General features: G+C 69.2%; 14 protein-coding genes. 7 read left to right on the top strand and 7 right to left on the bottom strand.

What is annotated here, in order from left to right:
* Positions 1-83 precede the first annotated feature (83 nt).
* Positions 84-1,601, top strand: a complete 1,518-nt coding sequence (locus AMD30_RS08975; RefSeq protein ID WP_014926973.1) for an NAD(P)/FAD-dependent oxidoreductase — start codon at positions 84-86, stop codon at positions 1,599-1,601.
* 28 nt (positions 1,602-1,629) lie between these two features.
* Here the strand turns inward: AMD30_RS08975 and AMD30_RS08970 are convergent, their stop codons facing one another.
* From AMD30_RS08970 to AMD30_RS08940, 7 genes are all read right to left on the bottom strand, one after another.
* Positions 1,630-2,358: an urease accessory protein UreD gene (locus AMD30_RS08970; RefSeq protein WP_055475403.1), complete on the bottom strand. Its 729-nt coding sequence runs from the start codon at positions 2,356-2,358 to the stop codon at positions 1,630-1,632.
* Between the two features lie 2 nt (positions 2,359-2,360).
* Complete coding sequence (ureG, locus tag AMD30_RS08965) at positions 2,361-3,047, bottom strand: urease accessory protein UreG (RefSeq protein WP_010843824.1); 687 nt, start codon at positions 3,045-3,047, stop codon at positions 2,361-2,363.
* Positions 3,048-3,094: 47 nt separating this feature from the next.
* Entirely contained in the window at positions 3,095-3,760 is a 666-nt protein-coding gene (locus AMD30_RS08960; protein ID WP_055475402.1) for an urease accessory protein UreF, read from the bottom strand.
* Positions 3,760-5,478, bottom strand: coding sequence for an urease subunit alpha (locus AMD30_RS08955; protein WP_010843822.1), 1,719 nt, complete (start codon positions 5,476-5,478; stop codon positions 3,760-3,762). The genes AMD30_RS08960 and AMD30_RS08955 overlap by 1 nt, the downstream gene beginning before the upstream one ends.
* Before the next feature lie 3 nt (positions 5,479-5,481).
* Positions 5,482-5,859 carry an urease subunit beta gene (locus AMD30_RS08950; protein WP_055475401.1) on the bottom strand — a complete coding sequence of 126 codons (378 nt, stop codon included), beginning with the start codon at positions 5,857-5,859 and terminating at the stop codon, positions 5,482-5,484.
* An 86-nt stretch (positions 5,860-5,945) separates the two neighbouring features.
* Positions 5,946-6,248 (bottom strand): urease subunit gamma, encoded by a 303-nt coding sequence (locus tag AMD30_RS08945; RefSeq protein WP_004022149.1) that lies wholly within the window; start codon positions 6,246-6,248, stop codon positions 5,946-5,948.
* 134 nt (positions 6,249-6,382) lie between these two features.
* On the bottom strand, positions 6,383-6,805 hold the full coding sequence (locus AMD30_RS08940; protein WP_010843820.1) for a PaaI family thioesterase: 423 nt from the start codon (positions 6,803-6,805) through the stop codon (positions 6,383-6,385).
* Positions 6,806-7,157: 352 nt separating this feature from the next.
* On the opposite strand from AMD30_RS08940, the gene AMD30_RS08935 reads away from it, so the two are divergent.
* The 6 genes from AMD30_RS08935 (at position 7,158) to AMD30_RS08910 (ending at position 14,077) form a co-directional block, all read left to right on the top strand.
* Entirely contained in the window at positions 7,158-7,556 is a 399-nt protein-coding gene (locus AMD30_RS08935) for a BlaI/MecI/CopY family transcriptional regulator (protein ID WP_010843819.1), read from the top strand.
* 44 nt (positions 7,557-7,600) lie between these two features.
* Entirely contained in the window at positions 7,601-8,554 is a 954-nt protein-coding gene (locus AMD30_RS08930; protein WP_055475400.1) for a M56 family metallopeptidase, read from the top strand.
* A 100-nt stretch (positions 8,555-8,654) separates the two neighbouring features.
* Positions 8,655-10,112: an NADP-dependent phosphogluconate dehydrogenase gene (gndA, locus tag AMD30_RS08925; RefSeq protein WP_010843817.1), complete on the top strand. Its 1,458-nt coding sequence runs from the start codon at positions 8,655-8,657 to the stop codon at positions 10,110-10,112.
* Positions 10,113-10,127: 15 nt separating this feature from the next.
* Entirely contained in the window at positions 10,128-11,561 is a 1,434-nt protein-coding gene (locus AMD30_RS08920; protein WP_055475399.1) for a GuaB1 family IMP dehydrogenase-related protein, read from the top strand.
* 1 nt (position 11,562) lies between these two features.
* A complete protein-coding gene (locus AMD30_RS08915; RefSeq protein ID WP_055475398.1) occupies positions 11,563-13,011 on the top strand; it encodes a hemolysin family protein in 1,449 nt (482 codons plus the stop codon).
* The gene (locus tag AMD30_RS08910; protein WP_055475397.1) at positions 13,004-14,077 is read left to right on the top strand and encodes a hemolysin family protein; all 1,074 of its coding nucleotides are present in this window, start codon (positions 13,004-13,006) and stop codon (positions 14,075-14,077) included. The genes AMD30_RS08915 and AMD30_RS08910 overlap by 8 nt, the downstream gene beginning before the upstream one ends.
* The last annotated feature ends 5 nt before the right edge of the window (positions 14,078-14,082 follow it).

Below are 14,082 nucleotides of genomic sequence, written 5' to 3'. Positions count from 1 at the left end.
CGTCACCTCGGGTAGCGCCCCCACCCGGTCCGCCGAAGTCCCGCACGACCGTCGCCCAACGACGTAGAAGGAGATGTCTGGAGATGAGCAGCCCCGCCGTCCAGGCCCCCACTGGAGCAGCCACGACCCGCCGGAAAGTCGTCATCATCGGGTCCGGCTTCGGCGGATTGTTCGCCGCCCAGCGACTGGCCAAGGCCGATGTCGACGTGACGCTGATCGCCAAGACCACGCATCACCTGTTCCAGCCGATGCTCTACCAGGTGGCGACCGGCATCGTCGCCGAGGGCGAGATCGCGCCGGCCACCCGCGTCGTCCTGCGCAAGCAGAAGAACACCGCCGTGCTCATGGGCGACGTGTACGACATCGACCTGGATGCCAAGACCGTCACCTCCCGGTTGCTCGAACGGATCACGGTCACCCCGTACGACGACCTGATCGTGGCCGCCGGCGCCGACCAGTCCTACTTCGGCAACGACCACTTCGCCGAGTTCGCACCCGGCATGAAGACCATCGACCACGCCCTCGAGCTGCGCGGCCGCATCCTCGGCGCCTTCGAGCAGGCCGAGTTGTCCCACGACCCCGCCGAGCGCGCCAAGCTGCTGACCTTCGTGGTCGTCGGCGCCGGCCCCACCGGGGTCGAGCTGGCCGGGCAGATCGCCGAGATGAGCGACAAGACGCTCAAGGGCGCGTTCCGCAACATCGACCCGACCGAGGCCCGGGTGATCCTGCTCGACGCCGCACCGGCCGTCCTGCCGCCGTTCGGTCCGAAGCTCGGCGGCAAGGCCGCGGAGCGGCTCGAGCGGATGGGTGTCGAGATCCAGCTCAACGCGATGGTCGTCGACGTCGACTACGACGGTCTGGTCGTCAAGGAGAAGGACGGCACCACCCGCCGCATCGAATCACAGTGCAAGGTCTGGTCGGCCGGCGTGCAGGCCAGTCCGCTCGGACAGCAGCTCGCCGAACAGTCCGGCGTCGAACTCGACCGCGCCGGACGGGTGAAGGTCCTGCCGGATCTCACGATCCCCGGCCATCCCGAGGTGTTCGTGGTCGGCGACATGATGGCGGTCGACGGCGTGCCGGGCGTCGCACAGGGCGCGATCCAGGGCGGTCGCTACGCGGCCGACGCCATCAAGGCCGAGCTGAAGGGCCAGACCCCGGACCAGCGCAAGCCGTTCAGCTACTACGACAAGGGTTCGATGGCGACCATCTCGCGGTACTCCGCGGTGATGCAGGTCCCGATCCCGGGCATCAAGAAGACGTTCGAGACCGAGGGCTACTTCGCCTGGCTCGGCTGGCTCGCGCTGCACCTCGTGTATCTGGTCGGGTTCCGCAACCGGTTGAACACGCTGATCAACTGGTTCTTCGCGTTCACCACGCGCGGTCGATCGCAGCTCGCGGTGACCGAGCAGCAGGTGTATGCGCGAACCGCGATCGGCCAGCTGTCCGCCCTGGAGAAGGCCGGCACGACCTCGGAGTCAGAACCCGCGAAGACCGACGCCGGGACCGTGGACTCGGGTTCGACCGGCCCCGGGACCACCGGGTCGGTACCCACCGAGGGTAAAGACGCCGACGGCAACGAATCCGAGGCCGAGGCCAGCTGACCCTCCGCGGCCTGCTGACCGCGGAGGGCTACGGCGCCACGGCCAGTGCGTCGAGCTCGAGGTCGTCGGCCAGCCGGCGCGCAGCGCTGACCGACGCCCCTAGCGCACTGGTCAGGCTGGCACCACCGGCCAGCTGGAGGCGCGCGGCGAACTCGGTCGCGTGCACCACCCCCGGCCGATTGTCCGGGTAGCGGAAGACGCTGCTCGCCGCGCGGTGGCCGGCAGCTGCGGCCGGTGTGCCGTGACCCAGCCGCAGCCGATGCGCCAGCACCACCTCGCCGTCGGTGTCCACGCGCAGTCCCCCTGTCCAGGTGCCCGCCCGATCACGGTCGGCCAGCGTCGTGTCCGTCATCGTGGCCGCCCGGCCGATCTGCACGTGTTCGTGCAGATCGAGGGTGGCGCCGGACGCGAGACCGACCGCGATGTCGGAGTGGTGGACCGAGCCGCCGGCGACCACGGTCGGCTGCGGATCGACGCGCAGACGGCCGCCGTCGCCGACCAGGATCTCCCACCGGGCCGACGAGTCCACACGGTCGCGGGCCGGTAGTGCGATGGTCGCCGCGACGCTGCCCACCCGCAAATGCGCACCGGGTTCGACCTCGATGCGGACGACGATCTCGTCACCGCCCAGCGGCGTCGCGGCCGTACCGATGAGCTGCACGTGGCCGGGAGCGGTGACCCGCACGCCCAGTCCCCCGACCGCCCGGTGACGCACGCCGCGGTCGACCGTGGCGACGATGTCGACCTCGGTGCGCATGGTCACCCGGCGACGACCGGGGCCGCCAGCTGAGTCCGGACCCACGCCAGCACGTCGGTCGCCGCGGGATCCTCCGTCAGCGAGATCATCGCGGTCTGGCGGCCGTCACGGACCTTCGCCGCGTCGCGGCGCATGACCTCGAGGTCGGCGTTGACGCGTTCGGCCAGATCGATCTTGTTGATCACCAACAGGTCCGAGAACGTGACGCCGGGGCCGCCCTTGCGGGGGACCTTGTCGCCGCCGGCGACGTCGATGACGAAGATCTGGACGTCGATGAGCCCGGTCGAGAAGGTGGCGGTGAGGTTGTCGCCGCCGGACTCCACGAGGATCAGGTCCAGCGGCGGGTTGGCCTCGACGAGATCGTCGATGGCGTCGAGGTTGGCGGTGATGTCGTCGCGGATGGCGGTATGGGGGCATCCGCCGGTCTGGACGGCGGTGATCCGCTCGTCGGGCAGAACGGCGTTGCGGCGCAGGAAGTCGGCATCCTCGGTCGTGTAGATGTCGTTGGTCAGCACGGCCACCGACAGCTCGTCCCGGAGCTGTCGGCACAACGCGGCCACCAGCGCGGTCTTGCCGGACCCGACCGGGCCGCCGATGCCGATGCGCAGGGCCTCACCGGGTTCGCGCTTGCGGCGCGGCCGGTCGTGGTCGTGGGTGTGCGGCTGCCCGTCGATGAGATGCGGGGGCATGAGGACTCCTCTCGGTTCGCGACGTGCGGCTGCGCGAGGTCGCGGGATCAGGACATGAAGAGCGGCATCGGTTGCCGCTCATGACGTTCGGCGAATATGTCGAGGACCGGGTCGGACAGGTCCGCCAGACCGACCGCGGCCTCGGCGGCGACTCGTTCGCATTCGGCGCCGAGCTCGGCGATCATGATCGACACGTCGGCGGGGTCGAGTGCGAGCAACCGCTGACCGGCGGTCGCCGACCCGCTCATCGTGGTGTAGACGAGGATCAGCGCGGTGTGGAATCCCGACAGGGAGGACACCGCGCCGATGGACCCGCTGATGACCGGAAGGTGCGTCGACGGCCGGTGGGCCGACCAATCGGTGTCCGGCCACATCCGGCGTGCCAGCCGCACCATGCCGCGCCCTTGCGCCAGCGAGGCCTTCCGAGCGGCGGATGACGGTGTGCGGGCGTCGGTCTCACGTTGCGCGCGGGGCACCTCGAGTACGCCGTCGGCCACCGCGGCCGCCACCGAGGCCGCGACCAGACCGCTCGTGGTCACCCGGCGGTACAGAAAGGCCGCGAGATCGCCTGCGGTGCGGATGAATCCGTCGGCGATCGCCTGTTCGACACCGCCGGAGTGCACGTGCCCGCCCACCGGCAGCCGGGAATCCGCCAGCGCGAGCATCATCGCCAGCGGCGCGGAGGTGACCGTGGTCGTGTCGTCGGAACGCATCAGAACAGGAAATACCGTTGCGCCATGGGGAGTTCGGCGACTGGTTCGGACTCCCACACCTCACCGTCGACCGTCACGGTGAACGTGTCGGGATCGACCTCGATCGTCGGGCATGCGTCGTTGTTGATCATGTCGGCCTTGCCGACACCCCGGGTGTTCTTGACCGGGACCAGCCTGCGGTCGACCCCGATCCGGCCCGCGAGGTCTGCGTCGGCCCCCGGGGCCACGAAGCTCACCGACGTCGCGGCCGCGAGTTTCGGTGCGGCGCCGAACATCGGCCGCGGGAAAACGGGCTGCGGCGTGGGGATCGACGCGTTGGCGTCGCCCATCGCCGCCCAGGCGATGGCGCCGCCCTTGATGACCAGATCCGGCCGGATCCCGAAGAACGCGGGATCCCACAGCACCAGGTCGGCGAGCTTGCCGACCTCGACCGAACCGATCTCGTCGTCGAAGCCGTGCGCGCGCGCCGGGCAGATCGTGTACTTCGCGACGTAACGCCGTGCACGATTGTTGTCGGCCCGGCCGTCACCGGGAAGTGACCCGCGTTTGCGTTTCATGACATGCGCGGTCTGCCAGGTTCGCAGCACGACTTCGCCGATGCGGCCCATCGCCTGCGAATCCGACCCGATCATCGAGATGGCACCCAGGTCGTGCAGGAGGTCCTCGGCGGCGATCGTGGACGGACGGATCCGGCTCTCGGCGAAGGCGAGATCTTCCGGCACGGTCGGGTTGAGATGATGGCACACCATCAGCATGTCGAGATGCTCGTCGAGCGTGTTCACCGTGTGCGGGCGAGTCGGATTCGTCGAGGACGGAAGCACATTCGGATAGGCCGCGACCGTGATGATGTCCGGCGCGTGACCACCGCCCGCTCCCTCGGTGTGGTAGGCGTGGATGCCCCGGCCCGCGATCGCCCCGAGCGTGGTCTCCACGAATCCCGCCTCGTTCAGGGTGTCGGAGTGCAAGGCGACCTGGACGCCGGTCTCGTCGGCCACCCGCAAGCAGGCGTCGATGGCCGCGGGCGTACTGCCCCAGTCCTCGTGAAGCTTGAAACCCGATGCGCCCGCCCGGATCTGCTCGTGCATCGACTCGGCGCTGACGGTGTTGCCCTTGCCGAGGAGCGCGATGTTCATCGGCCAGTGATCGGTCGCGGCGAGAATCGATGCCAGGTGCCAGGCGCCGGGCGTCACGGTGGTCGCCTTGCTGCCCTCGGCCGGCCCCGTCCCGCCACCGACCACGGTCGTGATCCCGTTGCCCAGCGCCTCGTCCATGATCTGGGGACAGATGAAGTGCACGTGGCAGTCGATGGCGCCGGCGGTGACGATCTTGCCGTTGCCGGCGATGATCTCCGTCGATGGTCCGATGACCAGGTCCGGATGCACCCCGTCCATGGTGTCGGGGTTGCCCGCCTTACCCATCGCGACGATGCGGCCGTCCCGGATCCCGAGGTCGGCCTTGATGATTCCCCAGTGGTCGAGCACGACGACACCGGTGATGATCGTGTCGGGGGCACCGTCGGCGCGAGTCGCCCGGCTCTGTCCCATCGACTCGCGGATCACTTTGCCGCCGCCGAAGACCGCCTCGTCCCCGGCGCGCCCGGGCCCACCCGAGAGGTCGTCGGTGACCTCGATGAGCAGGTCGGTGTCGGCGAGCCGGATCAGATCGCCCGTGGTCGGGCCGAACAGTTGCGCGTAGCGGTCGCGTCCCAGGATGGCCATGCGTCACTCACTCTCGTCGCTGCGGACGGCGTCGACCGGACCGCAGGCACCGGGGGGATCGAGGGTGATCCCGTACACCTCCCGGGTGCCGCCGAGCGGGACGAGACCGACGGTCGTCTCGATACCCGGCTCGAACCGCACGGCCGTGCCGGCCGGGATGTCGAGCCGGCGGCCATGTGCGCGGACACGGTCGAAGACGAGTGCGTCGTTCGACTGCGGGAAGTGCACGTGACTGCCGACCTGCACGGGGCGGTCACCGGAGTTGACGACACGGAGCTCCACGGCGTCGACGCCCGCGTTGAGTTCGATGGTCCCCTCGACGGCGATGACCTCGCCCGGCACGATCGTCGATCGCGGGCCGGTGGAATGAGTACCCGGCATCTCGGTCCTCTCTGGAATGCTGCGGTTCGGTGAACGGGACGGGGTCCGGCAAGGACCGACCCGCCACTGGTCTCGATCGACGACTCTCAGGCGATCGGGTCGTGCACGGTCACCAGCTTGGTGCCGTCGGGAAAGGTCGCCTCCACCTGGACGTCGTGCAGCATCTCCGGCACACCGTCCATCACGTCGTCGCGCCGGAGCACCTCGCGTCCCGAGGTCATCAACTCGGCCACCGAACGGCCGTCGCGCGCGCCTTCGAGGACGTGGTCGGTGATCAGAGCCACCGATTCCGGGTGATTGAGCTTCAGACCTCGTGCCTGTCGCCGGCGGGCCAGTTCGGCCGCGTAAGAGATCAACAGCCGTTCTTGTTCATGCGGCGACAATCGCACCGGGAGCGCTCCTCGAAAGTGTTCGGCCGGACGGTCGTCTCGAATGGGTCCGGCCGGGCAGTACGAGTCATCCTGCCATGCCGGGGCGGGGTCGGCGCGCCGAGCCGCCCGGGGGTGACGCGGGCCTCAGCGGCCTACTTGACCTCGATGTTCTGCAGTCGCACCTGAGACTTGGCCAGCAGCGCGCCGTCCTGGTCGACCATGTCGACGGCCCACAACTGCTGACGTCGGCCCCGGTGGATCGGAGTCGACGTCGCGGTGACGGTGCCCGCGCGGACCGACCGGAGGAAGTCGGTGTTGTTGTTCACCCCGACGGCGGTCCCACCGATCCCGGAGTCCTGCAGCCACAGGAAGCCACTCATGCTCGCGACGCTCTCGCCGACCGCGCAGTAGACCCCGCCGTGCACGATCCCGAACGGTTGATGGTGACTCTCGGTGATCTCCATCGTGGCCACGATCCGGTCAGGACCCGCCTCGACGACTTCGAGGCCCAGGACGCCGTCGAGGCCCTTGCCGAATGAATCCCGGAGAACACCGTCCGCACTGTTCGCAGTCATGCCGTCAACAGTCGCATGCGGCTCCGTGCGTCGCGACAGCGGTCGGCTCGCGCCCGGGAGGCCGCCGGGAACACGGGACACACCCTCCGACGTTGTCCCCCGTAGATACCGGAAGGCCCCGCACCTCTGGGAGATGCGGGGCCTTCCGTGCCGTGGACCGGGGGTCTCTGCAGCCCTCAGGACTCTCGCGCGGTCCGACGTGACACTTAATGTAGGCTAGCCTTACCAACGTGTCAAGCGCCGGGGAAAAGGCCACGTCAACGGCGTGCCGCTCCGCAAGGGCGTCGCTCGGCACACCGGCACGCAACAACTGGGTATCCAGCGGACCCACAAACGGAGGCACAGCAGTAAAATGCGAAAGATGAATGGCCTGGGCGACCTCGAGCGCGCTGTGATGGACACGTTGTGGGAGAGTTCGACCCCGCAGACCGTGCGGCAGGTTCATGCCGCGCTGTCGCGGGACCGCTCCCTCGCCTACACGACCGTCATGACGGTCCTGCAGCGACTGGCGAAGAAGAATCTGGTGACCCAGATCCGGGACGACCGGGCACACAAGTACGTCCCCACCCATCCACGGGAGGACCTGGTCGCCAGCCTCATGGTCGACGCCCTCAGCGAGGCCGACGCCCCTGGCTCCCGACACGCGGCACTGGTGTCGTTCGTCGGACGCGTCGGCGCCGACGAGGCGGCTGCCCTCCGTTCCGCACTCGATGAGCTCGAAGCCGCACGAGGAACAAGCGACACCGGTTAGATTCGCGGCACCACCACTCGCAGCCCACATTTAGGAATCACCAGATGACCGCCTTGCTCTTCGGCATCGTCAGCCTGGTGCTCGCCGGACCCGTCCCCGAGGCACTGTCCCGGGCACGCTGGCCGATCCGAGCCCCACGCGCGGCGATGACGCTGTGGCAGGCCATTGCCCTCGCCGCCGTGCTGTCGGCGTTCAGCTGTGGCCTGGCGATCGCGGCGAACATCCTCGTGATCGGACCGGATGGCACCCCGACCACTCACCCGGTCCGCGAGATCGAACGGCTCGGCCTGCCGCTGTGGCTCCTCTGCGTCGGCGTCTTCGTCCTGACCCTCCTCGTCGGCGCGCGCCTGTTCTACACGGTGATCCGCGTCGGTGTACGCACCCGCGCCCGCCGGAAGGCGCACCGCCAGCTCATCGACATCCTCGACCGCTGCGACCGGATCGACGACGCCGACGACCCCCTCTATGCCCGCGACGTCCGGATGATCGACGTGGAGCAACCACTCGCCTACTGCCTGCCCGGACTCCGACAGCGCGTCGTGGTCAGCGAGGGCGTGGTGCACCGCCTCACCCGTGACGAACTGGTCGCGGTCATCGCCCACGAGCGCGCCCACCTGCGCGCTCGGCACGACCTCGTGCTCGAGGCCTTCATCGCCTTGCACGAGGCGTTCCCCCGATTCGTGCGGAGCAGTTCCGCGCTCGGCGCGGCCGAGTTGCTCGTCGAGGCACTGGCCGACGACCAGGCCGTCCGGGCGACCGCCCCGACCACCCTCGGTCGTGCCCTGGTCGCCTGTGCCGACGCGGTGGCGCCGCGCGGTGCGATGGCGGTCGGCGGGCCGACCACCCTGACGCGTGTCCATCGTCTCCGCGATGACCGTCCCGCCCGGGCCCTCGCCGCCGGCGCCTATGTCGCGGCGGCCGCGATCCTGGTCCTCCCGACCCTTGCGGTCGCGATCCCGTGGCTGACCGAGCTCAACCGCCTCATGTCGGCATTCTGACGACCCGACTCCCCGACAGCCGACTCCCGACAGCAATCGGACCGCGGTCACACGTGGAGGCAGATCGCCGGTTCGGACACCGAGGCAATAGGCTGTCGGCATGAACAACGTCGACTCATCGTCTCCCTCCGCGAAGGCCCAGATCGGTGTCACCGGCCTGGCCGTCATGGGTTCGAACATCGCACGCAACTTCGCCCGGCACGGGTACACCGTCGCGCTGCACAACCGCAGCATCGCCAAGACCGACGCGCTGCTCGAGAACCACGGCGGTGACGGTGATTTCATCCGCACCGAGACAGTCGCCGAGTTCGTGGCCGCCCTCGAGCGTCCGCGCCGGGTGCTGATCATGGTGAAGGCGGGCGACGCCACCGACGCGGTGATCGAAGAGCTCGCCGACGCGATGGAGCCCGGCGACATCATCATCGACGGCGGCAACGCCCTCTACACCGACACCATCCGGCGCGAGGCCGCGATGTCGGCCCGCGGACTCAACTTCGTCGGCGCCGGGATCTCCGGTGGCGAAGAGGGTGCGCTCAACGGCCCGTCGATCATGCCGGGCGGTCCCGTCGAGTCCTACGAGTCCCTCGGGCCGCTCCTCGAGTCGATCGCCGCCCAGGTCGACGGCGAGCCGTGCTGTACCCACATCGGCCCCGACGGCAGCGGCCACTTCGTCAAGATGGTGCACAACGGCATCGAGTACGCCGACATGCAGCTGATCGGCGAGGCCTACGACCTCATGCGCAAAGCCCTGGACATGCCTGTCTCGGAGATCGCCGACGTCTTCCGTGACTGGAACACCACCGAACTCGAGAGCTACCTGATCGAGATCACCGCGGAGGTCCTCAGCCAGGTCGACGACGAGACCGGCAAGCCGCTCGTGGATGTCATCGTCGACGCCGCGGGCCAGAAGGGCACCGGCCGCTGGACCGTGAAGTCCGCGCTCGATCTGGGCATCCCGACGACCGGCATCGCCGAGGCCGTGTTCGCCCGTGCCCTGTCGAGCGCCACCGACCAGCGCGTCGCCGCTCGCGGTCTGTCGGCGGGCAATCTCGGCTCGGCCCCCGCCGACCGCGAGACCTTCGTCAACGACATCAAGACCGCCCTGTACGCCTCGAAGGTCGTCGCCTACGCCCAGGGCTTCGATCAGATCGCCGCCGGCAGCGCCGAATACGGCTGGGACGTCGACCGCGGGGCACTGGCCACCATCTGGCGCGGCGGCTGCATCATCCGGGCGCAGTTCCTCAACCGCATCCGCGAGGCCTACCACGACGATCCGGCACTCCCGAGCCTGCTGCTCGCGCCGTACTTCCGCGAGGCCGTCGAGGTCGGCATCGACAGCTGGCGCCGGGTGGTTTCGACCGCGACCCTCCTCGGTATCCCGGTGCCGGCCTTCGCGTCGTCGCTGTCGTACTACGACGGTCTGCGCGCCGAACGCCTGCCCGCCGCACTGACCCAGGGCCTGCGCGACTACTTCGGCGCGCACACCTACCAGCGCATCGACAAAGAAGGCACGTTCCACACCCTGTGGAGCGGGGACCGCTCGGAAGTGACCGAATAGGAGCCTGCGAACTCAGTGCGATTCATCGAAGGCCACCGGCCGACACACGATCTGACGTACGACGATCTGTTCATCGTCCCGGGCAGGTCGGACGTCAGTTCGCGCTTCGACGTCGACTTGTCGACCTCAGACGGCAGCGGGACCACGATTCCGCTGGTCGTGGCGAACATGACGGCGGTCGCGGGCAAGCGGATGGCCGAGACGGTGGCCCGCCGCGGTGGGCTCGTGGTGCTCCCCCAGGACCTGCCCATCGAGGCGGTGTCCGCGTCCATCCAGTACGTGAAGTCGCGGCATCTGGTCGCCGACACCCCGGTCATCCTCGACCCGGGGGCGTCGGTGACCGACGCGGTCGCGTTGATCCCGAAGCGTGCGCACGGGGTGGCCGTCGTGGTCGAGGACGGCCGACCGGTGGGTGTCGTCACCGAGAAACGCTGCCGCGACGTCGACCGGTTCGCACGGGTGCGCGAGGTCGCCGACCCCGACATCGTGACGCTGCCCGTCGACACCCCGCCCCGCGAGGTCTTCGACGCACTCGGTGATCTGCACCTCGGCCTGGCCGTGCTCGTCGAACCCGACGGCCGGCTCGCCGGGGTCCTCAACCGCGTGGGGGCCCTGCGGCACGCGATCTACTCGCCGAACGTCGACTCCGCCGGCTCACTGCGCATCGCAGCGGCCGTCGGCATCAACGGCGATGTCGTGGGCAAGGCTCGCGCGCTGGTCGCGGCGGGTGCCGACCTGCTGGTCATCGACACCGCGCACGGTCACCAGGAGAAGATGCTCACCGCGCTCTCCGCGGTCGCCGACGCCGACCTCGGCGTCCCGATCGCCGCCGGAAACGTCGTGTCCGCCGAGGGCACCCTCGATCTCATCAGCGCGGGGGCATCGATCATCAAGGTCGGAGTCGGCCCGGGGGCGATGTGCACGACGCGGATGATGACCGGCGTCGGGCGCCCGCAGTTCTCGGCCGTCGCCGAATGCGCCTCGGTCGCCGCGGGGCACGGTGCGGCCGTGTGGGCCGACGGCGGCGTTCGACACCCGCGCGATGTGGCTCTGGCCTTGGCCGCCGGGGCGTCGAACGTCATGGTCGGCTCCTGGTTCGCCGGTACGCACGAATCGCCGGGTGACCTTCTCGAGGACGCGCAGGGCCCCTACAAGGTCAGCTTCGGGATGGCCTCGAAGCGGGCCGTCGCGGCGCGGTCCAGCGGCGACAGCACCTACGACCGCGCACGCAAGAGCCTGTTCGAGGAGGGCATCTCGAGTTCGCGGATCCGCCTCGACCCGGAGCGTCCCGGCGTCGAGGACCTGATCGATCACATCTGCGCCGGTGTGCGCAGCACGGCGACCTACACCGGCGCCCGAAATCTGCGCGAGCTGCACGACAAGGTGGTGCTGGGGATCCAGTCGCCCGCCGGTTTCGCCGAAGGACGGCCCCTGCCGGGCGGGTGGTGACGTGGAGATCCTGCTCCTGATCGCGAGTCTCGTCGGGTTCATCGCGCTGACCCTGGGAACCGCCCTGTTCGTGGCGGCCGAGTTCTCGCTGACCGCGCTGGAGCGTTCGACCATCACCGCCGACGTCGCCGATCGCGGGGACCGGCGTGCGCGGATGGTGCAGCGCGCGCACTCCACCCTCTCGTTCCAGCTCTCCGGCGCCCAGCTCGGTATCACCATCACGACGCTGATCACCGGCTACATCGCCGAACCGGTCCTCGCCCGGATCCTCCGGCCGCCGCTGGACGCACTGGGGGTCGGCGAGGCGGTCGCCTCGGCGACGTCGCTGATCCTCGCGCTGGTCATCGCGACGTCACTGTCGATGGTGCTCGGCGAGCTGATCCCGAAGAACCTGGCGATCTCGAAGCCGCTTGCGGTGGCACGAGCCACCGCGGGCCCGATGACCGTGTTCTCCGCGGTGTTCCGCTGGGCGATCGACGGACTCAACGGCGCGGCGAACTGGATCGTGCGCCGGCTGGGCATCGAACCGACCGACGAGCTGGCCTCGGCGCGGTCGCCTCAGGAACTCGTGTCGCTCGTGCGGAACTCGGCACGTCGCGGCGCTCTGGACGAGCAGACCGCAACCCTCGTCGACCGGTCACTGCGCTTCGGCGAGCTCACCGCGGAAGACCTGATGACCCCCCGCGTCACGATCGATTGTCTCGACCGCGCCGACACCGTCCGCGACCTGGTCATGGCATCGTCGCGGACCGGTCACTCGCGTTTCCCCGTCGTGATCGACGGCGACCTCGACGACCTCGTCGGGGTCGTGCACATCAAGCAGGCGTTCACCGTTCCGCCGGAACGGCAGGCCACCACGTCGGTCACCTCGATCGCCCGGCCGGTCCCACGCGTGCCGGCCAGCCTGGACGGCGACGCGCTGATGGAGCGGATCCGCGCCGACGGCATGGAACTGTGCGTGGTGATCGACGAATACGGGGGCACCGCAGGGATCGTCACCACCGAGGACCTCATCGAGGAGATCCTCGGCGATGTCACCGACGAGCACGACGACGAACGCGCCGACGTGGCCGTCGACGGCAACGGTTTCCTGTGCGCCGGGCTGTTGCGGATCGACGAGCTCTACGACGCCACCGGCTACCATGCGCCCGATGGTCCGTACGACACGCTGGGCGGGCTCGTCATGTACTGCCTGGGTCGCATTCCCGCCGTCGACGACGTGGTGGACCTGCCGCGCCGCTCACCCGGCGGCGAGACCGACGACGACACCAGCCAATCGCCTGATCGCGGCCCGGACGTCGCCTGGCGTGCGACCGTGACACAGATGGACGGGCGCCGGGTCGATGTCGTCGCCATCCGGCCCGCGCCCGCGGACCAGGACGACGTACAAGGGGCCGCCGGCCAGGACATCCACACGCCGACAACTCAGGAGGAGGACCCACATGGGTGATCTGTGGGCGGTCGGACTGACCGTCGTCCTCCTCGCCGGCAACGCGTTCTTCGTGGGTGCCGAGTTCTCCCTGATCTCGGCACGACGCGACCGCCTCGAAGCACTCGCCGAGAGCGGTAAGACCCGTGCGCGCACCGTGATCTACGCCGGCCAGCGGCTGTCGCTCATGTTGGCGGGTGCACAACTCGGCATCACGATCTGCTCCATCCTGCTCGGCCGCGTCGGCGAGCCCGCGGTCGCGCATCTCATCGAGGCGCCGCTGCATCTCGCGCACGTTCCCGACGCCCTGCTGCACCCCATCTCGTTCGCCATCGCGCTGTCGCTCGTCGTGGTGTTGCACATCCTGCTGGGTGAGATGGTGCCGAAGAACATCGCGCTCGCCGGGCCGGAGACGTCGGCGATGCTGCTCGTGCCGGCGCACCTGCTGTTCATCCGCCTGGTCCGGCCGCTGATCGCCTTCTACAACTGGACGGCGAACATCTCGCTGCGACTGCTCCGCGTGGAGCCGAAGGACGAACTGGAGTCGACGGTGTCGCTGGGCGAGCTGGCCGAGATGGTCGGCGAGTCCAAGCAGGAGGGCCTCCTCGATGCCGAGGAGCACGAACGCCTCACCCGCGCCCTGCAATCCGTCGGCCGCACGGTATCCGAGGTGATGATCCCGCTGGAACAGATGCGTAGTGTCGGCGTGCAGGTGTCCGGTACCGGCGGCATCGGGCCCACGCTGGGCGCCGTGGAGAAGGCGGTCACCGAGACCGGATTCTCCCGGTTCCCCGTCCGCGGGCCCGACGGCACCTTCACCGGTTACCTGCACCTCAAGGACGTGCTCGACGAGATCCTGGACGAGCACATCGGATCGGACACCATCATCGGCGTCGACAAGATCCGGCCGCTGCCGGTGATCGATTCGACCACGCCACTCGACGAGGCCACCGGCGTGCTGCGTCGTTCCAGTTCGCACCTGGGCGCCGTGGTCGACGACAGCGGCCGCACCATCGGCATCGTTCCCCTCGCCGATCTGGTGGAGGAATTCGTCGGCAACGTTCGCGACGAGACCCATCGGGTGTGAGTGCG

The sequence above is a fragment of the Gordonia sp. HS-NH1 genome (assembly GCF_001418765.1).
In the GTDB taxonomy this organism is placed as follows: Bacteria; Actinomycetota; Actinomycetes; order Mycobacteriales; family Mycobacteriaceae; genus Gordonia.
The sequence above is the reverse complement of the archived record's forward strand: the minus strand, read 5'-3'. Positions and strand labels throughout refer to the sequence as shown.